The 22,775-nt window shown below is 66.8% G+C and carries 19 protein-coding genes and 2 tRNA genes; 12 read left to right on the top strand and 9 right to left on the bottom strand.

From position 1 onward, the window contains the following. Window positions 1-48: 48 nt before the first annotated feature. The 3 genes from AB0L82_RS22570 (at window position 49) to AB0L82_RS22560 (ending at window position 3,191) form a co-directional block, all read left to right on the top strand. Entirely contained in the window at window positions 49-2,190 is a 2,142-nt protein-coding gene (locus AB0L82_RS22570; RefSeq protein WP_364640432.1) for an ATP-dependent DNA helicase UvrD2, read from the top strand. A gap of 184 nt (window positions 2,191-2,374) precedes the next feature. After that, window positions 2,375-2,740: a hypothetical protein gene (locus AB0L82_RS22565; protein WP_364639384.1), complete on the top strand. Its 366-nt coding sequence runs from the start codon at window positions 2,375-2,377 to the stop codon at window positions 2,738-2,740. A gap of 163 nt (window positions 2,741-2,903) precedes the next feature. Then, entirely contained in the window at window positions 2,904-3,191 is a 288-nt protein-coding gene (locus AB0L82_RS22560; RefSeq protein WP_067572507.1) for a WhiB family transcriptional regulator, read from the top strand. Window positions 3,192-3,275: 84 nt separating this feature from the next. Here AB0L82_RS22560 and AB0L82_RS22555 read toward each other — a convergent pair whose 3' ends face one another. From AB0L82_RS22555 to AB0L82_RS22545, 3 genes are all read right to left on the bottom strand, one after another. Next, a complete protein-coding gene (locus AB0L82_RS22555) occupies window positions 3,276-4,661 on the bottom strand; it encodes an AarF/UbiB family protein (RefSeq protein ID WP_364640428.1) in 1,386 nt (461 codons plus the stop codon). 44 nt (window positions 4,662-4,705) lie between these two features. After that, on the bottom strand, window positions 4,706-5,647 hold the full coding sequence (locus AB0L82_RS22550; RefSeq protein WP_364639381.1) for a hypothetical protein: 942 nt from the start codon (window positions 5,645-5,647) through the stop codon (window positions 4,706-4,708). A 124-nt stretch (window positions 5,648-5,771) separates the two neighbouring features. Further along, on the bottom strand, window positions 5,772-7,214 hold the full coding sequence (locus tag AB0L82_RS22545; RefSeq protein WP_364639379.1) for a zinc-dependent metalloprotease: 1,443 nt from the start codon (window positions 7,212-7,214) through the stop codon (window positions 5,772-5,774). 85 nt (window positions 7,215-7,299) lie between these two features. Here AB0L82_RS22545 and AB0L82_RS22540 point away from each other — a divergent pair, with 85 nt between their 5' ends. After that, window positions 7,300-8,325, top strand: a complete 1,026-nt coding sequence (locus AB0L82_RS22540) for a PDZ domain-containing protein (RefSeq protein WP_364639376.1) — start codon at window positions 7,300-7,302, stop codon at window positions 8,323-8,325. A gap of 123 nt (window positions 8,326-8,448) precedes the next feature. On the opposite strand, the gene AB0L82_RS22535 is transcribed toward AB0L82_RS22540, so the two are convergent. Beyond that, window positions 8,449-9,051: a PPA1309 family protein gene (locus AB0L82_RS22535; protein WP_364639373.1), complete on the bottom strand. Its 603-nt coding sequence runs from the start codon at window positions 9,049-9,051 to the stop codon at window positions 8,449-8,451. A 176-nt stretch (window positions 9,052-9,227) separates the two neighbouring features. Here AB0L82_RS22535 and AB0L82_RS22530 point away from each other — a divergent pair, with 176 nt between their 5' ends. After that, window positions 9,228-12,221, top strand: coding sequence for a UPF0182 family protein (locus AB0L82_RS22530; RefSeq protein ID WP_364639370.1), 2,994 nt, complete (start codon window positions 9,228-9,230; stop codon window positions 12,219-12,221). A 99-nt stretch (window positions 12,222-12,320) separates the two neighbouring features. Here the strand turns inward: AB0L82_RS22530 and AB0L82_RS22525 are convergent, their stop codons facing one another. Then, on the bottom strand, window positions 12,321-13,295 hold the full coding sequence (locus tag AB0L82_RS22525; protein ID WP_364639367.1) for an AsnC family transcriptional regulator: 975 nt from the start codon (window positions 13,293-13,295) through the stop codon (window positions 12,321-12,323). Between the two features lie 144 nt (window positions 13,296-13,439). Between AB0L82_RS22525 and AB0L82_RS22520 the strand changes: the two genes are divergently transcribed. Next, a complete protein-coding gene (locus AB0L82_RS22520; RefSeq protein ID WP_364639365.1) occupies window positions 13,440-14,291 on the top strand; it encodes an SDR family oxidoreductase in 852 nt (283 codons plus the stop codon). A gap of 112 nt (window positions 14,292-14,403) precedes the next feature. Here the strand turns inward: AB0L82_RS22520 and AB0L82_RS22515 are convergent, their stop codons facing one another. After that, on the bottom strand, window positions 14,404-14,946 hold the full coding sequence (locus tag AB0L82_RS22515) for a transglycosylase family protein (protein ID WP_364639362.1): 543 nt from the start codon (window positions 14,944-14,946) through the stop codon (window positions 14,404-14,406). A 534-nt stretch (window positions 14,947-15,480) separates the two neighbouring features. Between AB0L82_RS22515 and AB0L82_RS22510 the strand changes: the two genes are divergently transcribed. The 3 genes from AB0L82_RS22510 to AB0L82_RS22500 all read left to right on the top strand — a co-directional run bounded on the left by AB0L82_RS22510 (window position 15,481) and on the right by AB0L82_RS22500 (window position 17,365). Continuing rightward, window positions 15,481-15,554 (top strand) — tRNA-Met (locus AB0L82_RS22510). A 108-nt stretch (window positions 15,555-15,662) separates the two neighbouring features. After that, window positions 15,663-16,430 (top strand): trans-aconitate 2-methyltransferase, encoded by a 768-nt coding sequence (locus AB0L82_RS22505; protein WP_364639359.1) that lies wholly within the window; start codon window positions 15,663-15,665, stop codon window positions 16,428-16,430. A gap of 143 nt (window positions 16,431-16,573) precedes the next feature. Then, window positions 16,574-17,365, top strand: a complete 792-nt coding sequence (locus tag AB0L82_RS22500) for a protein phosphatase 2C domain-containing protein (protein WP_364639356.1) — start codon at window positions 16,574-16,576, stop codon at window positions 17,363-17,365. Here the strand turns inward: AB0L82_RS22500 and AB0L82_RS22495 are convergent. Then, window positions 17,350-17,841 carry a helix-turn-helix transcriptional regulator gene (locus tag AB0L82_RS22495; protein WP_364639354.1) on the bottom strand — a complete coding sequence of 164 codons (492 nt, stop codon included), beginning with the start codon at window positions 17,839-17,841 and terminating at the stop codon, window positions 17,350-17,352. The two genes, AB0L82_RS22500 and AB0L82_RS22495, sit on opposite strands and share 16 nt — an antisense overlap. On the opposite strand from AB0L82_RS22495, the gene AB0L82_RS22490 reads away from it, so the two are divergent. Both AB0L82_RS22490 and AB0L82_RS22485 read left to right on the top strand, forming a co-directional pair. Continuing rightward, complete coding sequence (locus AB0L82_RS22490; RefSeq protein WP_364639351.1) at window positions 17,840-18,226, top strand: hypothetical protein; 387 nt, start codon at window positions 17,840-17,842, stop codon at window positions 18,224-18,226. The genes AB0L82_RS22495 and AB0L82_RS22490 overlap by 2 nt on opposite strands. A gap of 16 nt (window positions 18,227-18,242) precedes the next feature. Beyond that, window positions 18,243-18,316, top strand: a tRNA-Met gene (locus AB0L82_RS22485). Window positions 18,317-18,368: 52 nt separating this feature from the next. On the opposite strand, the gene AB0L82_RS22480 is transcribed toward AB0L82_RS22485, so the two are convergent. Together AB0L82_RS22480 and AB0L82_RS22475 are read right to left on the bottom strand one after the other, a co-directional pair. After that, entirely contained in the window at window positions 18,369-18,800 is a 432-nt protein-coding gene (locus AB0L82_RS22480) for an SRPBCC family protein (RefSeq protein WP_364639348.1), read from the bottom strand. 32 nt (window positions 18,801-18,832) lie between these two features. Beyond that, complete coding sequence (locus tag AB0L82_RS22475) at window positions 18,833-19,891, bottom strand: helix-turn-helix domain-containing protein (protein ID WP_364639346.1); 1,059 nt, start codon at window positions 19,889-19,891, stop codon at window positions 18,833-18,835. Between the two features lie 204 nt (window positions 19,892-20,095). On the opposite strand from AB0L82_RS22475, the gene AB0L82_RS22470 reads away from it, so the two are divergent. After that, window positions 20,096-22,768, top strand: a complete 2,673-nt coding sequence (locus AB0L82_RS22470) for an AAA family ATPase (RefSeq protein ID WP_364639343.1) — start codon at window positions 20,096-20,098, stop codon at window positions 22,766-22,768. The last annotated feature ends 7 nt before the right edge of the window (window positions 22,769-22,775 follow it).

The following is a 22,775-nucleotide window of genomic DNA, read 5'->3' as shown; positions in this document are numbered from 1 at the left end:
GACCGGGGAGCGCCGGTGGCGGGCGGGTTGTCGGAGGGCACTGTCATGATGGTGCGCGTGACTGCCGCCGCGACCCAGAAGCTCCGGCTCGACGATCTCGATGCCGAGCAGGCGGCGGCCGTGCGCGCGCCGCGCGGGCCGGTATGCGTCCTAGCCGGGGCGGGGACGGGCAAGACGCGCACGATTACGCATCGGATCGGGCATCTGGTGTCGGCCGGGCATGTGCGGGCCGATCAGGTGCTCGCGGTGACCTTCACCGCGCGAGCGGCGGGGGAGCTGCGGAGTCGGCTGCGGGCATTGGGACTCGGCGGGGAGGCCGGGCAGGTGCAGGCACGCACGTTCCACGCGGCCGCGCTGCGGCAGCTGCGGTATTTCTGGCCGCAGGTGGTTGGGGATGTGCCGTGGAAGCTGCTGGACCGTAAGTTCCCGATCGTGGCGCAGGCCGCGCAGCGCGCCGGGCTGGCCAGTGACACCGATACCCTGCGCGATCTGACCAGCGAAATCGAATGGGCCAAGGGCTCACTCATCGCGCCGGAGGATTACGCGACCGCCGTGGCGCGGTTGCAGCGCGACGCGCCTTTCGAGGCGTCGAAGGTCGCGGCGGTGTACTCCGGGTACGAATCGCTGAAGACCACAGCCGACGGACTGCTGCTCGATTTCGACGATCTGCTGCTGCACACCGCGGCCGCGCTGGAGGACTACACCTCGGTCGCGGAGGAATTCCGGGGTAGGTACCGCAGTTTCGTCGTCGACGAATATCAGGACGTCACACCGCTGCAGCAGCGCGTGCTCGACGCCTGGCTCGGTGAACGCGACGATCTGACCGTCGTCGGCGACGCGAACCAGACCATCTACTCGTTCACCGGTGCGAGTCCGGCCTTCCTGCTGGACTTTTCGCGCCGCTTCCCGGACGCCACCGTGATCCGCCTGGAGCGCGACTACCGCTCGACCCCGCAGGTGGTCTCGCTCGCCAACCGGGTGATCGGCGCGGCGCGCGGCCGCATCGCGGGCACCCGCCTACAGCTGATCGGCCAGCGCCCCGACGGTCCGGAACCGTCCTTCGCCGAATACGACGATGAGCCCGCCGAGGCCGCGGCCGTTGCCAATTCGATTTCGAAGCTGCTCGGGAAGGGCGTGCCCGCCGCCGAGATCGCGGTGCTCTACCGCATCAACGCCCAATCCGAGGCATACGAGCAGGCGCTCACCGAGGCCGGCATTCCCTACCAGGTGCGCGGCGGTGAGGGCTTCTTCAACCGCACCGATGTGCGCCAGGCAGTGCAGGCGCTGCGCCAGGCGGCCGCCCGCGATGACCTCCCCGACGCTCGCGGCCCCGAACTGGTGAATCTGGTGCGCGCGGTACTGGCCCGCCTCGGTCTCACCGCCGAGGAACCCGTCGGCGTGCAGGCCCGCGAGCGCTGGTCCGCGCTCATGGCCCTGGTCAATCTCACCGAGGAACTCGGCGCGCACGAACCTGAACTCGACTTCGGCGGCCTGCTGCGCGAGCTCGCCGCGCGCGCCGAGGCCCGGCACCCACCGACCGTGCAGGGCGTCACCCTGGCCTCGCTGCACGCCGCCAAGGGTCTGGAATGGGATGCCGTCTATCTGGTCGGCCTGGCCGACGGCACCATGCCGATCCAGCACGTCCTGGGTCATGACGGTGCCGTCGCCGACGAGGCCGCCCTGGAGGAAGAGCGCCGACTGCTCTACGTGGGCGTCACCCGCGCCCGCGAACATCTCCAATTGTCCTGGGCGCTGGCCCGATCCGAGGGCGGCCGCAAGGTGCGCCGCCGCTCCCGCTTCCTGATCGGCCTGGTGCCCGACGATTCCCCGGCCTCGCGCATTGCACCGAGCACCACCGATCGGCCCGGCCCCAAGCGCGTGCACCCCACCTGCCGGGTCTGCGGCCGCCCGCTGCTCAATACCCAGGCGACAATGCTCGGCCGCTGTAATCGCTGCCCCGCGGATATCGACACCGAACTGCTGGCCGCGCTCCAGGAATGGCGTAAGGACAAGGCGGAGGCTCTGTCCCTACCGCATTTCGTGGTGTTCAGCGACACCACGCTGACGGCCATCGCCGAACAGCGACCGGCCGATGACCGGGCGCTCGTCGCCATCCCGGGTATCGGCGCGAAGAAGCTCCAGACCTACGGCGCGGACGTACTGGCTATCGTCCGGGCCCGGCAGCGGTGAGCGCGCGACCCGAACGGGTTGTCACGCTTCACGTCTGAATCGGAGTGCGCAAGACCGCAAAACTGCTGGTCAAAAATAGGTTGTGCGCATCTGTATATCTACTTAGGGTGGTCTCATGCACACGGGAGGAATCCCGGCGCGCATGGGTACTTATCGGCTACGAGAGCAGGAGGGAGGCAGACCAATGAACGGCATCGTGAACACCGCATCTGTCCGGACAATGTCCGGTGATTTGGCGACGGTTTCGACCGTCTCCGTCATGTCCGCCTCCCGGGGGATCCTCGCTACGCAGGGGATTCGTCTGTCCGGTTTCGTCGGTGATCTTGGTCTTCAGGGTTTTGCAACCAAAACCCAAGCGGCAGAGCAGATCGTCATGAAGCAGGACAAGCCCGAGGGCAGCTGGCACCAGGCAGTCGCGTATGCGGCTACCGATGCCTTCGCAGCGGAAGCCGGAGTCGATCCGGTGCATCTGCTGCCGGCCGCCAGCCGCCCCCGCAACATCCACCTCGCGACCGTGAACAGGAGTCGACACCGAAGTCGACTCAGGTAAGGGATAACTCCCAGACCATCTGGCCACGGATCGCCTAAGAAGCGAAACCGTGGCCATAGTTATATCGGCCTCCGCCATACGGCACCGGTTTCGCTTCACAACACCGAAACGACCGCTGCACGAGAAGGAGACCGACGTGTCCACCACGGTTACCCGTGACCGCGTGACATGCCGCAACACCGTGGCCTCGACTCCCCGCATTCGCCGGGGCGCCACGATGTCCGTACCTTGCCGAGATGGCAACCCTGATCTCTGGTTCGCCGAGAGCCCGGCTCAGCTGGAAGAGGCCAAGACGCTCTGCGCGGCTTGCCCGATCCGGCAGGGCTGCCTGTCCGCCGCCATCGACCGCGCCGAGCCCTGGGGCGTCTGGGGCGGCGAGATCTTCGATCAGGGTGTTGTCATTGCCCGTAAGCGCCCGCGTGGGCGTCCGCGCAAGGTCGCGGTGGCATGATCGGCCTGAGCGCCGGGGGTGAAAAAGAACGCATACGACCCGCTTACTTCTTCGTAAGCGGGTCGTTTTGCGTCCGAAGGGTTTTCAGCTCGCGGTGCGGTATTCCTTGTAGCCGGGGACCCAGTCCTGCATGAGCTTCATGAAGGGCAGTTCGGCATCGAGCTGGGCGCAGATGCCGATGGATCCGCCCAGTACGCGGAAGATCATCACGTGCTCGGCCGGAAGTTGCAGGGCGCGAGCGGTTTTCAGCATCTCCTGATTGGAGATATCGGTGGCCTTGCCCGCCACGCGCTGCATCCACTTACGGGTGAAGTGGAAGGTTTCGGTCTTGATGGGGTCGGTGAACGGACGCAGGTAGTCCTGAATCTCCTGGTGCGTAACCTTTTTGCCGGGAATGACCCAGCCATTGGTGGTCATCAACTCGGTCAGTTCGTCGAAGCGCTCCTCGACCGCGAGCGCCACCATCTGGCCCAGCTCCGGCGGGAAGCCATTGGGCAGCGGGGCGCAGGCGCCGTAATCGATCACGGCGAGGCGGCCGTCCGGCATGACCATGAAATTGCCGGGATGCGGATCGGCGTGCAGCAGGCCCGCGATCGCCGGTGAGGAGAAATGGAATTCACCCATTTGCGCCGCGACCCGATTACGCAGTTCGACGGTGCCCGCCGGATCGGCCATACCGTCGGCGATGACCTTGGAGACCGGGGTCGCGTTATCCAGCCATTCGGTGACGATCACCTTGGGCGCGCTGGCCACCACCTTGGGCACCAGGAAACGCGCGTGCCCGTCGAAGGCCTTGGCGAACTGGCGCTGATGGCCGCCCTCGATGCGGTAGTCGAGTTCTTCCTCGGTGCGCTCGCTGATCTCGGCCAGTACCGGTTTGACGTCCGCGCCCGGAATGAGCGCGCCCATCATGCCCGCCATGCGATTGAGCGTTTTGAGGTCCGCGCGCAGCGCCTCGTCCGCCCCCGGATACTGCACCTTCACCGCGACGACGCGACCGTCCGACCAGACGGCCTTGTGCACCTGGCCGATGCTCGCCGAGGCGGTCGGCTCATCGTCGAATTCCTTGAAGCGTTGCCGCCAGCCGGTGCCCAACTGCTGATCGAGCTGCCGGTGCACGGCGGCGGTCGGCATGGGCGGCGCGGCGGCCTGCAATTTGGTGAGGGCCTCGCGGTAGTGCTCACCGAATTCCTCGGGTACCGCCGCCTCGAAGACGGACAGCGCCTGTCCGAACTTCATCGCCCCGCCCTTGAGCTCACCCAGTACCGCGAACAATTGTTCGGCGGCCTTCTGGTTCAGCTCGGCATTGATCTCGGTCTTATCGCCCCCGGCCAGTTTGCGGCCGAAACCCACGGCCGCCCGCCCTGCGATGCCCAGTGGGATCTTCGCCAACTTGGCATTGCGGGAAGAGCGCTTGCTCACAATCTCTGACACGTTCCCATCATGCCGATGTCCCAGACGGTTCGCCATGGGAATCGGATGTAATCGCGGGTCCAGGGCTTTAGTGGTATCGGTCACAGCAACTCCGATTCGCTATTACGGGCAGCCGTGGGATCGGTGATGTCCGAATCGATTTCGCCGTTCGCGGGTGCGGTGGCGGCATCCGGATGGCCGTGCGCGGTGTCCAGGCAACCGCAGAGCGGATGGGCGGGCCAGTGCCGGGAATCCAGATGCGGGCGATCGAGATGCAATTCCAGGGTGGCATTCAGGGTGGCCGGTGCGAATTCGGCATCGCCGTGCGCGATGGTGTCGATCTCGTGCAGTGCGAGCGCCGCCGCTGCCGCGATACTCGCCGGGGTGGCCTGTCCGGCCCGGCCCAGCAATTGCGCGCTCAAATGCGGCCACTCCGGTTCCAGATCGCAGCGCAGTAGATCCGCGCAGCGCAGGCAACTGGATTCACCCGGCAGTACGAGCGGTCCGATCACCCCGTGCCCATCGCGAATTCGCACCTGCAGATGTGGAATCCGCTGCCGCATCAACTCGGCCACCAGTGCGGGATCCGGGACCAGGGCATCGGCCAGCACCACCAGATCGGGCCGTTCCAATCGCGTGCCCGGCGCGTGCCCGGGAAAGGAGTGACTGGCGCGCAACCCGATTCGGCCCAACCCCTCCAGCAATGTGTCCGAGAGCGGCCCGCGCCCATGCACCCGCACCCGGCGCAACCGCGACGGCGTTTCCGCGTCGATCAATAGTCCGGCCTCGGCCAAGCTGTCCAATAGCGCCGAGGTGGATTCCCCCGAAAACCCCAATGCCCGTGCTTTACAAAGAATCTCGTCCTCGGGCCGCACCCCGTCCAGCAGCCGCAACAGCGCGGGCACCGCCTCGACCGGCCCCACCGGCCGCAGCAGCACCGCTTCCCCCGGAGTCCACCCCAACTGCACCAGCCCATTACGGCGCAGCAGCACCGTGACGCGCGGATCCAGCATCGGCCCATAAGTACGCGCAAGCGTGGTCATGCCCCAACCCTGCCTGCCCCCGAAACGGCGATAACCCTCGAAAACGCCTAACTACCAGCGCTTTCGAGGGTTATCCACAACTTCACGAAACGAGATCGAGCCCGCCCGGGGTTGGTTGTGGAGCTCAGGAGGCGGGTTTACCGCCCTCTCCCTCATCGTCGGTCGGCTGCTCCGGCTTGGTGGTGTCCACCGGCTTGTCCCCGCCCTCGGCGGCTTCCTTGGCGGCTCGTTCGCGCGCCTCGGTCTCCGCCAGCTGCGCCAGCGGATCGTCGAAAGCCGTTGTGCCGCCGCCGAGTACCGAATCGATGAAGCCCGCGGGGGCGTCCAGATCCGAGGAATCCGGCAGCAGATCCGGATGCGCCCAGATGCCGTCACGCTGGTCGATGCCCGCGTCGGTGGTGAGCCGCCGCCACAGCGTGGCCGCTTCGCGCACCTTGCGCGGCCGCAGTTCCAGGCCGACCAGGGTGGCGAAGGTCTGCTCCGCCGGTCCGCCGGTGGCACGGCGGCGGCGCAGGGTTTCCGCGAGCGCGCCCGCACCCGGCAGCCGATCGCCGACGGCGTCGGTGACCACGGTCTCGACCCAGCCCTCGATCAGGGCGAGCAGGGTTTCCAGCCGATCCAGCGCCGCCTGCTGCTCGGGGGTGGTCTGCGGTTCGAAGGTGCCCTGTGCGAGCAGTTCCTCCAGCTTGGACGGATCCTGGGCCAGGGTCATCGGATCGAGTCCGGCAGCGGCCTGTTCGATGGCCGAGAAATCCATCTTGATGCCGCGCGCGTAATCCTCGACCGCGCCCAGCACCTGCTGGCGCAGCCACGGCACATGCGCGAACAGTCGCTGATGCGCGACCTCGCGGGCGGCCAGATAGACCAGGATCTCGCTCTCGGGCTGTTCCAGTCCGGCGCTGAATTCGGAGATGGCCGCGGGCAGCAGCGCCGCGGTGCCGGCCGGGCCGAGCGGCAGGCCGATATCGGTGGAGGTCAGCACCTCCTTGGCGAGCTGGCCGAGCGCGGAACCGAGCTGCGAACCGAAGGCGAGCCCGCCCATCTGCCCGAGCATGCCCATCATGGGCGCGGCGAATTCCTTGGCCTCGGCGGGCAGGGTCGCGGTCCACATGCCCGAAACCTGTTCGGCCACCGGATCACACAGCCGCTTCCAGGTCGGCAGCGTCTCCTCGATCCAGTCATTGGCGGTCCAGGCGACGGTCTTGGTCGCGCCCGCGGGCAGCGTGGTGACCGGGTCCAGCCAGAGTTCGGCCAGATGCGAGGCATCGGCGACCGCGCGCTGCGCGCCCTCGGTCACCGGGGTGACGCTGGAACCGAGCTGCTGGCGAGCCAGCCGCTTGGCGAGGTCGTAATTGACCGGACCGGATTGCGCGCCCGGCTGGCCCATGGTGCTGAACATCTGACCCAGCTGACTGAGCATCTGGCCGAGTTGCGAGGGATCGAATCCGCCGCCGCCCGGACCACCGAATCCGAACGGGTTGTTCGCACCGGAACCGCTGGACTCGTCGCCGGGCTTGCGCTCCGGGTCGTCGTCGCGATTCGAGAATCCGAACGGCATATCACTCATGGCTTCTACGGTACTGGAGCCTCCGATGGGGCGAACCGCCGAGCGGAACGCGGCAATCGGGGGCATCACCAGTACCCTTGGCCGCGTGAACCGTCGGATATTCACCCTGCTCGCCGCCCTGATCCCCATTTTGGTGCTGGGAATCATCGGCAGTGTCGTCACCGTCCCGTTCGTGGCACTCGGACCTGGGCCGACATTCAACACGCTGGGCGAAGTGAATGGAAAACAGGTCGTTGAGGTGCGGGGAGCCGCGGTCGATCCGACCGCGGGCAATCTGAATATGACCACGGTCTCCGTTCGCGATCAGCTGAATATCTTCGAGGCATTCGGGCTGTGGCTCGATGGTCAGCACGGTCTGGTGCCGCGTGCCGAGGTGTATCCGCCCGGAGTGTCGCGTGACGAGATAGACAAATCGAATCAACAGGACTTCAAGGATTCCGAAGACAATGCGGAATTGGCGGCCCTGCATTATCTGAAGATGCCGACCGTGGTGCGACTGCGCGCGGTCACCGAGGACGGGCCCGCGAAGGATGTGCTGCGCAAGGGCGATGAATTGGTGAGCGTCGACGGTAAACCCATCGCCTCGTCCAAGGATGTGGTGGCGGCGGTGTCCGCGGCCAAACCCGGCAGCGCCATTCCGGTGGTGTTCCGCCGCGACGGCGCCGAGCAGCGCGCCGAGATCACCCTGGGCGCGCGCCCCGACGATTCCGCCAAGGGCTACCTCGGCATCACGCCGGGCGAATTCGCCAGCGGCCCCATCCAGGTGGACTTCAACCTGGCCGAAATCGGCGGTCCCTCCGCCGGTCTCATGTTCACCCTGGCGCTGATCGACAAGCTCACCCCGGGCGAGCTCAGCGGCAATAAATTCGTCGCGGGCACCGGCACCATCGACCCGGACGGCAAGGTCGGCCCGATCGGCGGCATCCAGTACAAGATGATCGCCGCCCATGAGGCAGGCGCGCAGACCTTCCTGGTCCCCGCTGCCAACTGCAACGAGGCCGCCCAGCGCACCCCCGACGGTCTGCGCCTGGTCAAGGTCGAAAACCTGGCGGGCGCGGTCCAGGCGCTGGACGACATCAACGCCGGCAAGGAAACCCCCAGCTGCAGCTAGTCCTGCCCGGTGTGGATCCCGGCCGAAACCATGCCGGGATGACGGGGTCGCCCACCCCCATATGCGCCGCGCCCCACTGCCATCGGGCAGTGGGGCGCGAATTGCTTTCAGCGGTAAGCCCGCTCAGTCCTCGGGCTCGTTGTCCAAGGTCTGTCTGACCGCCTCGACCAGGTTCGGAGCCAGGTTGGGGGCGGTGCGCAGGTCGAGGTCGCCGAAGGGGTCCTCCTCGTCCTCGGCGGGGCGGACCTGGAGCAGCGACAGTGCGGTGCCGTCACGCAGGACGCCTACGAACAACCGCGCGTCACGGCGCTCCGGATGCGAGACCGCGGCCTGCCTGGCGGCCGAGTCGGCGGCGTCGGGATCGGCGAGCAGCGGTTCGATCGCGTCATCGAGGGTCTGCTCGGCATCGGGCGGCAGCACGACGATCTGCTGCACGAGCACGCAGCCTTCGACGGCGAGCGGCCAGCTGGTGGTGGCCAGGAATTCGTCGAGCGCGCGCGGATGGTCGCCGTTGATGTCCTCCGGAAACGGCTCCTGCGCAATGGGAGTCAGGGCGTCCTTCTCGTCCACCTGATCCATCAGCGAGGGTTCGGCGGCGACCAGGTCCACCGTCGGTACCAGGGCGAACATTTGCGGGGGACGGTCCCAGCCCTCGCCGTCGACATACTCGGCGACTTCACGGATGCACCGGTACAGGGCGGACGCGGCCCACTGCTCAGGGTTCACCCCGCAATCCTCGCATCGAGATCTCGCGCTCTCGAGCCCGGGTGTTGGGCCGGATCCCGGGCGATTTACGTAGAGTGGGGCGCGAACGGTCCCCTGGGACCAACTCGCATCATCGGACTGCGGTGCACCGCCTGGTTTTTCCGGGCGGGCCTGCCGGACCCTGGGAGAGTGGCATCGTGGGCATGCGCCCCCCGACTGGCTTACCTTCGCTGTCACGCCGCAGCCGGATATTGCTGGTGACAGCACTGGCACTGGCGGCATTGTTATTGGTCGGGCCGCGGCTCACCGACGCCTATACGAACTGGTTGTGGTTCGGTGAGGTCGGTTTCCGCGGTGTGTACCACCGGGTCCTGTTGACCCGCTTCCTACTGTTCCTGGTCGTCGCGCTGGTTGTCGGCGCGATCATCTGGCTGGCGCTGCTGCTGGCGTACCGATCGCGGCCGGTGTTCGTACCGGTCTCGGGGCCGGGCGATCCGATCGCGCGCTACCGCACCACCGTCATGAGCCGACTTCGGCTGTTCGGCATCGGGATTCCGCTGCTGATCGGTGTGCTGTCGGGTTTGGTGGCGCAATCGAGCTGGGCCACGGTGCAGTTGTTCCTGCACGGCGGCAAGTTCGGTGTGCAGGATCCGCAGTTCCATCTGGACATCGGTTTCTACACCTTCGATCTGCCTTTCTATCGGATGGTGCTGAACTGGCTGTTTGTCGCCGTGGTGATCGCGTTCTTCGCGAATCTGGTGACGCACTACGTGTTCGGCGGGCTGCGGCTGGCGGGTCGCGAGGGCACGCTGAGCACCGCCGCGCGCGTGCAGCTGGCGATTCTGGCTGGACTGTTCGTGCTGCTCAAGGCGATCGCGTACTGGTTCGACCGGTACGCGCTGCTGTCGAGCACGCGTAAGGAGCCGACCTTCACCGGTGGTTCGTACACCGATATCAACGCGGTGCTGCCCGCCAAGCTGATCCTGCTGTCCATCGCGGTGATCTGCGCGATCGCGTTCTTCGCCGGAGTCGTGCTGCGCGACTTGCGGATTCCGGCCATGGCGGCGGCGCTGCTGGTGCTGTCCTCGGTGCTGGTCGGCGCGGTGTGGCCGCTGCTGGTGGAGCAGTTCTCGGTGCGCCCGAACGCGGCCACCAAGGAGAGCGCGTATATCGAGCGCAATATCGAGGCCACGCGTGATGCGTACGGGCTCACACCGGACAAGGTCGAATACACCAATTACAAGGGTGAGGCGACCACCGATCCGGTGACCAAACAGCCGGTCATGGTGCCGTCCGATCAGGCGACCATCAAGAACATCCGGCTGCTGGACCCGAACCTGTTGACGCAGACGTTCATTCAGCGCAATCAGCAGTTGCAGAACTTCTACGGTTTCCCGGATCCGTTGGATATCGATCGCTACACCATCAACGGTGAGATGAGCGATTACATCGTGGCGGCCCGAGAGTTGCAGCCGCAGAACCTGTCCGGCAACCAGACCGACTGGATCAACAAGCACACGGTCTACACGCACGGCAATGGTTTCGTCGCGTCCCCGGCGAATCGGGTGAATCAGGCTCCGCCCAAGGACACGCAGCAGGCCCAGCAGTCCGCGGGCAGTGATTCCGGCGGCGGCTACGGCTATCCGGTGTTCAATGTCGGCGATCTGTCCACGGTGAGCGATCTGTTCACGCCCAAGGACAAGCAGGCCATCAAGCTGGATCAGCCGCGCATCTACTACGGCGAGCTGATCTCCAAGGGCGATTCCGATTACGCCATCGTGGGCGGCAACAATCAGGCCCCGCGCGAATACGACACCCCCACCGATCAGTACACGTACTCCGGTTCGGGTGGCGTCTCGATCGGCAACTGGTTCAACCGGTTCGCGTTCGCGGCCAAGTACGCCGAGCGGAACATCCTGTTCTCCGGTGCGATCGGCTCGGATTCGAAGATCATCTTCAATCGCAATCCGCGTGATCGCGTCACCCAGGTCGCGCCGTGGCTGACCGCCGACGGCGATGTGTACCCGGCCGTGGTGGACGGGCGCATGCTCTGGATCGTGGACGCCTACACCACCCTCGACAATTACCCGTACGCCCAGCGCACCTCGCTGGACGGCGTGGTCGAGGACAGCATCGACCAGACCACCGGCCGGCTGCTGCCGCGCAAGGAGGTCTCGTACATCCGCAACTCGGTGAAGGCGACCGTCGACGCGTACGACGGCACCGTCACCCTGTACCAGGTGGACAAGACCGATCCGGTGCTCAAGGCGTGGAGCGGGGTGTTCCCGAACGCGGTGAAGCCGGAGAGCGCGATCAGCCCGGATCTGCGGGCGCACTTCCGGTATCCGGAGGATCTTTTCAAGGTGCAGCGCGAGATGCTCGCCAAGTACCACGTGGACGATCCGCGCGAGTTCTTCACCAATAACGCCTTCTGGTCGGTGCCGAACGATCCGACGCAGGAGGGTGCGGCCAGCGGTGCGCATCAACCGCCGTACTACGTGCTGGTGGGCGATCCGAAGACGAATAAGCCGACCTTCAATCTGACCAGTGTCATGGTCGGGTACAAGCGAAACTTCCTGTCCGCGTACATCCAGGCGCATTCGGATCCCGAGAACTACGGCAAGCTGACCGTTTTGAAGTTGCCACCGGATTCGCAGACGCCGGGGCCGGGCCAGACACAGACGTCGATGACGACGAACGATCAAGTGTCCAGGGACCGGAACCTGCTGACCGGCGGCAATGTCAACAAGATCAAATACGGCAATCTGCTGACGCTGCCCGTCGGTGACGGCGGCATCCTGTACGTCGAACCCTGGTATCTGGAACGCAATGCGGGCGGCCCGAATACACCGTCCTTCCCGCAGTTGGTGAAGGTGCTGGCCAGCTATCGGGACAAGGTCGGCTACGGCTCGACGGTCAAGGAAGCGCTCGAACAGGTGCTCCCGGGCACCGGCAGCGCCGCCACCGACCAGCCCAACCAGGCCTCCCCACCCCCGAACCAGGGGACGACTCCGCCCAATCAAGGGACGGTGACCCCACCGGCGGCCAATAAGGACGCCGCGGTCAAACAACTCGACGATGCGCTGCGCGCGGTCCAGGACGCTCAGAAGTCCGGCGACCTCGGCCAACTCGGCAAGGCATTGGAACAGTTGCAGACAGCGGTGAACGCCTACCAGAAGGCAGGCAACTGACCCACTGACCGCTGACTGAAAAGGCGCTGCCGTCGACAACGACGGCAGCGCCTTTTTCATGCGACCGCTCCAGACACGGTGAATGCCTTCGGGATTCGTTCAGCGGCGTCGGGCGGGCTGGTGCGCGAGGGTGGGCTGTGAGGTGGACTTCACCGTTGCGAGTACGGGTGTGGTCTCGAGGGTGTGGATGGCGTCGAACGCGCCGAGGCGCTGGGTCAGGTAGGTGTGCAGGCTGGCGGGGTCGGGGCAGAGTGCCTCGGCGATGAGGTTCGACTTGCCGGTGGTAGCGGCCAGGAAGGCCAATTCCGCATGCTGGGCAAGGGCTTTCGCGACGCGGTCGAGCTGGCCGGGAGCGATCGTGGCCCAGAGCAGCGCGCGGGTTGTGACACCGAGCTCGTTATCGTTCACTTCCACATCGAAGTACAGTGCACCGCTCGCCCGCAGTTCCGAAATACGCCGCGCCACAGTGGATTGCGACCATCCGGTGGCCGTCGCAAGGTGTGCGAGGCCGAATCGTCCGTCCGCGCGCAGTGCCGCGAAGAGTGCGTCATCGGTCTCCGCCGCGGGTCGCCGGATATTGAACTCGTTGCCGGACTGAAGCATTCGCCGCTGGTCCGCGTCCAGCACGGTGAGGCGACCCGGCCAGGCGGTGGGACCTCCCAGATAGGTGTGCAGCACATAGTGCGCTGAGATCCCCGTGATCACCGAGGTGCGGGGGAGATCGTGCAGGAGTAGCTCGGGTGTGCCGGTCTCGGGGGCATCGACGATCAGGAAGATCTCGGTGCCGCCGGAGGTGAGCATGACCCAGGTCGTATCGGCGCGCTGGGCAAGGATTTCGGCGAGTTGACGGGACGCCGGGGGAGTCGTGGTGAGGCGCACCAGCCACTGTGTGGTCCCGGTGCGCGCGGGGTTCGCGAGGCCGACCACGCGCAACCCCGCCGTCTCGCGCAGGCGTGCGTAGCGGCGCGAGACGGTTTGGGTCGAGACGCCGAGCACCTCGCCGATCCGATGGAAAGTGGCGCGCCCGTCGAGGTGCAGGGCGTGGATCAGTCCGCGGTCGATCTCATCCAGCATGGAAGAAATCATCGCATTCGCGGTCTGTATGGAACATCCCCGCGATTCGAATCTCGTTCATGGATGTTGCCCGGCGCTTGGAACAGGCTGGTTCCAGCGCGGTGATCAACCCCGCGCAGAGCCGCTGAAGAGCTGGAGTGCGTGATGATTCTTGTGACCGGAGCAACCGGAACCGTTGGCCGAGCCGTGATCGACGGACTGCTCGAACTGGGTGCGCCGGTGCGTGCGCTGGTCCGCCGTCCGGAGACCGCGGGACTGCCCGACGGGGTCGAGGTGGTGCGCGGTGATCTCGGTGAGCCGGACAGTCTGGTCCCCGCGCTGCGCGGTGTCGAGAGCGTGTTCCTGTTGTCGAGCGGACCCGAACTGCCCAAGCACGATGCGAATATCGCTGCCGCGGCTGCGGATTCGGGGGTGAGCCGGATCGTGAAACTGTCCTCGGGCCGAGCCGGGGACGAAGCGGCGAATGATCCGATCCCGATGTGGCATCGTGCCGGTGAGAACGCGGTCCGGGCGAGCGGGATTGCGTGGACCATGGTGCGCCCCTTGGGTTTCATGTCCAATGCCCTGCACTGGGCTCCCGGCATCCGCGCCGCCGATACGGTGCGCGCCCCGTTCGGCCAGGGCCGTATCGCGGTGGTGGACCCGGTGGACATCGCCGCGGTCGCGGTGAGATCCCTTGTCGAACAGGGGCATTCGGGCCGGGTGTACACCCTCAGCGGTCCGCAGCCGCTCTCGCCGGGTGAGCAGACCGATATTCTCGCCGAAGTCCTGGGCCGCCCGCTGTACTACGTCGAGACCTCGGCGGACGAATCACGCTCGGCCATAATCGGTTTCGGCGTCTCGCCGGAGATGGCCGATGCCATCACGGCCTTGCGCGCCACCGCGCTGGAGTCCTTCACCTCGGTGGTCTATCCGACCGTCGAACAGGTGACCGGTCGCCCGCCGCGCGGCTTCCGAGACTGGGCGCTGGCGCACCGCGCGGAGTTCGCCGACTGATCGAATTCCCCTGCGGAACAGGAAAAGCGCTGCCGTCATGGGCGACGGCAGCGCTTTCCTGTCACTTCCGGTATGGGGAAGGAGTGCGCGGGCTCAGTGGACCCGGGGGCGCTCAGCGGCCCCAGGACTCGATGAGCGAGGCGTTCTGATCCAGCACCTGCTGGTACTGATCCTGCACGCCGAACTGCTGGGCGAGGCCACCGGCGGCGGTCTTGGCCTGATCGATCAGGACCTGCTTATCGCTGACCGGGGCGGGCGCGGCGGGGAGGGCGGGCGCGGGCTCGACATAGGGCTCCGGCTCGGGCTCGGAGGCACCGGCGCGCAGGTACTGGCCGCAGACCGGCCAGGCGCCGACGCCCTGGCTCGCGAGCACGTTCTCGGCCACGCGGATCTGCTCGGCCTTGGAGGCGTTGGCCGCACTGCCCTGGCCGCCGTGCGCCGCCCAGGTGCTGGGCGAGAACTGCAGGCCGCCGTAGTAGCCGTTGCCGGTATTGATACCCCAGTTACCGCCGCTCTCGCACTGGGCGACGCCATCCCAGTCGTGGGCGGGGGCTGCCGAGGCGGTCGCGGAGAAGCCGAACGGGACGGCAACAAGTGCACCGGTGACGGCGAGGAGGCCGAGGGCGCGGGTGTTGATCTTCCGGTTCTGTTTCATGGTGTTTTTCCCTCCCTGCGAACGACCGACCAGGCGTTTTGCTGCCGTGTCCCTGTCCCCAGGGGCTCTGGGTACCAAACCGCGGGACAGGGTTTCCGGCGTGCGGCGGTTCGGTGCGGTGCCCATCACGGGTTTGATCCGGGCCGAGACTGACGATAACGGGGGAATCTCGACAGATCACGTCTTGATAACTTCGGAATTGCATGAAGCGAATAACCGAAAAAATAGCCTTCATGCAGGTTGGCTATGCTGCAATTCGTAGATCCGATCGGTCTGTTATATGCTCGTGATGTGATTCAACTCACTGTGAAAATGTGACTCCAGTCACGTTTCGGGCGCGTTTCGCGGGACACGCGCGCAGGAAGGCCTTCCCAGGCGGAGGTTTTTCTGTCCAAGACCTCCGTTTTGCAACCATCCGGATGGTTGAAACCCGCTCCGCGTCGCCTTCAAGATCGGACCGGCAATCGAGGAAACCGCCCCTGACCATACGATTTGGTACTGACTGCGAGCCGTGTGTAATGTTATGTTCACCGACGCGGGGTGGAGCAGCTCGGTAGCTCGCTGGGCTCATAACCCAGAGGTCGCAGGTTCAAATCCTGTCCCCGCTACTAGCGAGAAGGCCCTCGAAGATCATTCTTCGAGGGCCTTCTCTCGTTTCGGCATATGCCTCGCGCGCTCGCGCGACCGCGCGCACCCGGCGGATTAGGGTGACTCCCATGTGGGATCCGCGGCAGTATCTGGCCTTCGATGATCATCGGGCGCGGCCGTTCTTCGATCTGGTGCAGCGGGTGCGGGCCGAGCGGCCGCGCCGCGTGGTGGATCTGGGGTGCGGCCCCGGCAATCTGACGCTGACGCTGGGGGAGCGGTGGCCGGACGCGGCGCTGGAGGCCTCTGATTCCTCTCCGGAGATGGTGGCGGCGGCGCGGGCGCGCGGTATCGACGCGCGACTGGTGGATGTGCGGGAGTGGCGGCCGGGTCCGGATACCGATGTGGTGGTGACCAATGCGGTATTGCAGTGGGTGCCCGGTCATCCGGAGTTGATCGCGACGTGGGCGCGGGAGCTGCCCGCCGGGGCTTGGCTGGCGTTCCAGGTGCCCGGAAACTTCGACGCGCCTTCGCATCTCGCGATTCGCGCACTGGCCGGTGCGGAACAGTGGCGGGAGCGTCTGGCTCCGGCCGGACTGCTGGAGCCGCGTGCGGTGCTCGATCCGGCCGGGTACGCCCAGGTGCTGACCGCGCAGGGGTGTGCCGTGGACGCCTGGGAGACAACCTATTTGCAGCGATTGACCGGTCCGGATCCGGTCCTGGAGTGGGTCACCGGCACGGCGCTCACCCCCGTCCGCGATGTGCTCGATGACACGGCCTGGGCCGAGTTCCGCGCCCAGCTCGCGCCGCTGCTGCGCGAGGCGTATCCGCAGCAGCCGGACGGTGCGACCTGGCTACCGTTCCGCCGGATCTTCGTGGTCGCGCAGACCGCGCACTGATCCGCGATAACGTTCTGATCTCGGCTTTTGCCGGTTTCCACAGCAATCACACAGGCAAATCGGGAGTAGCGCACGGTTTTCGGCCGTTGAATGAGGGAGTGCTGGTCCACAGCACCCCGTGAGGCCGAGTCCCAGGAGGGGCCATGCACAGCGAGGCGTTCGAGATCGGCGCCGGAGATCCGGTGGAACCCGCAGACCAGGCGTGGCTGGGCAGGGTGGCGGGTGCGGCGGTGAGCCGAATCGGATCGCGCACCATCAACGCCGACGCGGTGGCCACCTTCACCGATGAACGTTCGGGCCGAACGGCTTTCGTCGTCGCGGACGGCGTCGGCGATCATCTGGCGGCGGCGCGAGCCGCGCGGCTGGTGGCCCGGACCGCATCGCGGGTCGCGGTGGTACACGGTGCACGAGCGGGAATCCTTGCCGCACAGCAGGAATTGCTGCGCGAGCTGCCCGAGTCGGCCGCCGACAGCGTGCTGGTGGTGGCGGTGCTCCCCGCGGGCGGACAGCCCGATGGCCCGACCGATATCGCGTGGGTCGGGGACTGCCGGGCGTACCGCTGGAATGGCCGGGCGCTCCAGCGCATCACCACCGATCACACTGTGGCCGAATACTTCCGGTCCCGCGGTCATGAGCCGATGCCGGGTATGGCCCACCTGGTGACCACGTCCGCGCGCACCGTGGAGCCCGATCAGATCGGTCAGGCCGCCACCGGTTCGAGTGCCGGGCGACTACTGCTGTGCAGTGACGGCGTGGGCAAGAAGCTGGATATGGTGGCGATCAAAGCCCTGCTGGCAGCCGACAATTCGGCCGGTCACACCGCCGAGGCACTGGTCGAGACGGCGCTGGCCAATGGCGGCAGGGATAACACCACCGCGCTGGTCGTGGACGCGCAGCTGCTGCGGGGCCTGTCTCCGGTTCAGCGGCTCACATAGGTTTGTGACCCGAGCACCCGTAGTGCGGCATCGGTCGCGGTGGCCGGATCCGGGCTGAAGGTGACCAGGCGCTGGCGCAGATCCCCCGGCAATTCCAGGTTTTCGTAATTCAGGGTCAGGACGCCGACGGTGGGATGGCGGAAATTCTTGGAGCCGTGCGTGCGCACCGCGACCTCGCCCGCCGACCAGACTTCGGCGAATTCCACACTGCCGGTGGATAGTTCGTCGAGCTGATTTCGCGCCGGATTGGCGAGCCTGCCCAGGTATCCGCGTTCGGTGGCGTCCAGGCGCAGTACCTCGGCGAGCGCGTCGAGCACTTCGTTCGAGGGGTGATTGGCCCGGCCCTGTTCGAGCCGCTGGTAGTACTCCACCGTATGCGGGCTTCCCCGGGTGCTCGCCGCGATGACCGTGGCGCGGCGTGTTTTCGACGCGCGAAATCTTCTCCCCCTCAACTGATTACAAAGGAGTACCGCCATGACTTCAGCCCAGGATCGCGCCGACGTGATCGATGCCGCCACCACCATGATGTGGCGCATAGACACTCGCGATTGGGATGCCTTCCCCGCCGTCTTCGCCGATTCCGTACGCCTGGACTACACCGCCATCCTGACCGCCGTCTTCCAGGCAATTCACCTGCTGGCCAACCCCTTCGGCTCCCCCCGCTGGACCCTGGGCGGCACCTACCGCATCGGCCTGCTCCGCTCCGCGGGTGTCTGGCTCATCAACGACGTCGCCATGACCCCCACCTGGGCCGACGGCAATAAGGAAATCCTCACCCTGGCCTCCGGCGGCGTCCGCCCCGAAAGCCGCCTGACCTCGCCCGCTTCGCCCGTTTTGGAGAATGTGTACACCCCGGGGTAACGTCTTCTTCACCCGACGCGGGGTGGAGCAGCTCGGTAGCTCGCTGGGCTCATAACCCAGAGGTCGCAGGTTCAAATCCTGTCCCCGCTACTACGAAAAATGGCCCGGAACCCCAGGTTCCGGGCCACTTTTCTGTCTCGGGTCAGCCGTAGAGCTTGACGAAGTTGTCCAGGGAGCGTTCGACGTCGCCGCGCAGGGCGCGGGCCACGGCGGAGCCGATGGGGCCGAACAGGGGTGCGCCGCCGAGGTTGAAGTCGGCGGTGACCTTGGAGCCGGTGGGGCTGGGGGCGACGCGGAGTTCGATGCCGAATTTGGTGCCGCCGATACCGGAGCCGTTGAGTATCAGGCGGTTCGGGGGTTCGGCGGTGTGCACAATCCAGGTGACGCGGTTGCGGAAGCCCTTCACGGTGGCCACGCCGATGAGGCGGGTGCCGGGGGTGAGGTCGGCGGGGACCGGGCCGCGCCAGCCCTCGTGCAGGGTCAGCCATTTATCGAGTTCCGGCAGGTCGGAGGCGTGTGCCCAGGCCTGGTCGGGCGGGATCGGGACGTCTATGGAGACCTTGAGCTTTGCCACGAACCAGATGGTATCTGTTACATGGCGTAGCTCTAACGCCGGATCCCGGATGACCCGGGGGCTCCGATCCAATCGGCGTCGCGCAGTTCGCGCCGGAAGTCGGTCACGCCCTGGCCGGACCAGCGGCGGATGGCCCGGCGCAGGGTGCGGGCGTCGGTGTAGCCGAGCCGGGCCGCGACCGACCGCACCGGTAGATCGGTGTGCCGCATGAGCTGGATCGCATTGTCGCGCCGGACCGATTCGACTTCCTGCCGCCAACTGGTGCCCAATTCGTACAGTCGGCGCTGTAGTGTGCGCGGGCTGATCTGGAGACGGCGTGCGGCTCCCTCGAGACTGGTGTCGCCGTCGCGAAGCGCGCCGATGACGGTGTTGTGCAGGGTGGTTCGCCAGTCCGGCGCTGGTCGTGATGTCGTCAATAGCAACTCGGCGTACTTGCGGACCATCGCGCCCAGGTACGGGTCGGTGCCGGTGGGCAGGCCGCCCGCGTCCAGGAAGGTGATCTCCGCGCAGGCTGCGCCGAAATCAATTCGGGTGGTGCCGAATTCGTCGACCAGTGGCCGGTACCGGTGAGTTGCGCTGTGGCTGAACGCCACTCGCACCGGCACCAGATGCTGCCCGGTGGCCTCGCGCACGCGGCGCAGCATGATCGAGAGCATGAATTCCTGGATGGGCGGCAGCACCCCGTCGGGTTCGATGGCGGTGGTTTCCCGGATGGTGAGCAGCCGCCCGTCCTCCTCCACCACCCAGCCGACCGCGGGATCGGTGACCACTCCGCGCAATCCGATCGCGATGCGTACGCTTTCCGCCAGGGTCGGGGCGCAGGTGAACAGGTAGTCCCAGACGTGCAGGCCGCCGTACCCGGCCGCGGCGGTGGCGAGCAGGCCGGAGCCGGGACCCGCGGTCGCGTCGATGAGTTCCCAGGCCCGCCAGGCCCATTCGGTCGGCACCCGCAGCTGATCGTCGGCCAGGACGGCCGGATTCACGCTCGGGCTGATCGCGTCGAGTTCGGTGGCCGGAACCCCGGCGGTGAGCGCGGTGGTGCGGATCAGTCCGGCCAGCCGGGTCGAGGTGGTGCCGGTGATCACGGGCATCGCGGGCCGGGTTCTCGGTGACACCGCGCGGAAAGCATGTCGTACCTTTCGGTTCGGTGGATACGGGTCTGGTCGATCCTGGGTGAGGAGATGGTCCGGGCACATCCGCAATCGCTGCCCGGAGCTACCTATGGGACCGATCCTCAGCGCGTAGCCCGAGGTCGGACGGGCCGTCGCGGGTCCGAACCTCTAGGCTTCCGCTTCGTGTCGGTAGGTCCTGATCCATTCGGTGTCGGTATGCCGATGGGCGCCGACGGATTCATCGGGCGTGACAGCGAACTGGACCGCGTGACAACCCTGCTCGCGGGCTCCGCGCGGCTGGTGACACTGGTCGGGCCCGGCGGCATCGGTAAGACGCGGCTGGCCATGGCGATCGCCGCGCGGCTGCGCGCAGACCCCCGGCTGCGGGTGTATTGGGTGCATCTGGCCCGACTGCCCCGGGATGCGAGCGCGGCCGTGGTGATGGACAAGATCGCCGGTGCCGTGCTGGAAGGCGACTTCTCCGGACGCACCGGGCGACAGGCGCTGATCGACGCCCTCGAACGCCCGGTCTGCTCAGTCGACATGGACGAGGCGGCCCGCACGGGCGCGGCCCGGCGAACGGTGGTGGTGCTCGACAATTGCGAACATCTGCTCGCGGCCGTGGGACTGGTGATCGCGGATCTGCTCGCAGCCATTCCCGGGGTGGCGGTGCTGGCCACCAGTCGTACCGCGATCGGTTGGGCTGAAGAGCACATCGCGGTTGTTCCCCCGCTGGCCCGGGATCAGGCGATGGCGCTGTTCCGGCAGCGAGCGGAGCTGTCGGGGCGGCCGGTGGGGGAGGGCGATACCGCCGTGGTGCGGCAGATCTGCTGGCATCTGCACTATTTCCCGCTGTACATCCGGCTGGCGGCGGCGCGACTGCGCTACCAGTCTCCGGCGATGGTGCTGCGCGATCTGGGCGGCGCCGAGACGGACCGCAGACTGCGCTGGTCGCCGGGGTTCCGGGTGGGCGTCGATGAGCGGCATCGCGATATCGGCGCGGTCATCGGCTGGTCGTACGAGCTGTGTGAGCCGAAGGAACGCCTGCTGTTCGCGCGGCTGGCGGTGTTCGCGACCGGCTATGACGCCGATCGGGACGGGGGCGATCGGGACGGCGGTTCGGCCTCGGAGACCGGAGCCGATATCGAAGCGATCGAATCGGTCTGTGCCGGAGCCGATTCGGGTGGCTTGGCGCGGTATGAGGTCGCAGGTCTGCTGGAACAGCTGGTCGATCGTTCGCTGGTGTCGATTCACCTCGGCGGTGAGACCGCGCGATTCTCGCTGCTGGAGAGCTTCCAGGTATTCGCGCGCGAGCGCCTGATCGAGTCCGGGGAATGGCTCGAGCTGACCGCCCGGCATCGCGACTACTACCGAGATCAGGTGCTGGCGGTGAGCACCGGCTGGGTCAGCCCGCGCGAACAGGAGCTGCTGGTCCGGACCCGGGCGGCGTGGGACAACATCCTGTGCGCCGTCGAGGGCAGTCTGGCCGATCCCGCCCGTGCGGTGGTCGGCCTGGAAATGGCGGTCGGACTCGCCACCTCGCGAATCCCATTCCTGCGCGGCTCTTTACGCGAATCGCGAAGTCTGATCGAGCGCGCACTGGCGGCGGCGTGCGCATCGGGACACTGCCCGCCCGAACTGGAGGTGTCGACCCGCGCGCTGATCGGCTGGCTCAGCCTGTGTCAGGGTCTGCCCGGTGAGGCCGAGCAGATTCTGGCCGAATGCGTGGCCGCGAGCCTGGCGGACGGTATCCGGCTCGATGTTCTCGATGACGGTGCCACGGCCGAAATCGGTTCGGACCGAATGGATTCGACTGCCGATCGGGACAGTGCCACGGCGGTGACCGGCGCCGACCGGCTGGACCCGGCCGTCGATCACGGACTGCCCGCCGCGGTCGAGTATCTGTGGGGCGGGACGCTGTGGTTGGTGCATGCCGATCCCGTTGCTGCGGTCGTGCTTTCGCGAGCGGTCGATAAGTTCGAGGCGGCGGGCGATCCCGGTGGCGCTGCCATGAGCGGATTGTTCGAGGCATTGTCTGCGGCGTTCCACGGCACCGCCGAGCAGGCGCTCGCGGTCACCGGCGCGCAGTCGGAGCGGATGGTGGCGGCCGGGGCGCAATGGGCGATCACGTGGGTTCGATTCGCGCGCGCCATCGCGGTGTGCGCGCACGGTGATCCGAAAGCGGCTCTCGCACTGTGTGATGCGGGATTGACCTGGCAGATTCCGATGCGCGATCACTGGGGCGGGGTGTGGGGGCTGCAGGTCCGGGCGTGGATTCTGTCCCGGTTGATCACCGCGCTGCCGACTGCCACCGATGCTCGGGCGGTACCGTGGGCGCTCGATATCGCGCGGCTGCTGGGCGGTACCGCGGAACTGCGCCGTCGATTGGGTTTCGAGGTCGCCAGTCTGCGGCCGTTCGCGGAAATCACCGCCGAAGCGGTCGCGGTGGCGACGAAGGTACTGGGGGACAGGGCTTTCCGGACCGTCGCGAGCGAGGGCGCGGCGATCCCCGATGCCGGGCGACTGCTCGCTGCCTGCTCCGACACCGACCATCTCGCTGAACCCGGCGGCATGCCCGCGCTCGAGTCGGCACACCGGCTCACGAACTCGCTGGAGTCCACACCTGCGACCACGTCCGAGCCGAACCCCGCTCCGGAACACGCGCGGGCGTGGAGTGCGCTGACCGGCGCGGAGCAGCAGGTGGCGATGCTGGTCGCGGCGGGATTCACCAACGCCGCGATCGCCGCGCGGCGCGGCACCTCCGTGCGCACGGTGGATTCCCAGGTCGCATCGATCCTGGCCAAGCTGATGATCAACTCCCGCAGGGATATTCGGCCACCGTTCCAGCGCCGGTGAAGTTCGG

The sequence above is a fragment of the Nocardia sp. NPDC052001 genome (genome assembly GCF_040680615.1).
GTDB lineage: Bacteria > Actinomycetota > Actinomycetes > Mycobacteriales > Mycobacteriaceae > Nocardia.
The sequence above is the reverse complement of the archived record's forward strand: the minus strand, read 5'-3'. Positions and strand labels throughout refer to the sequence as shown.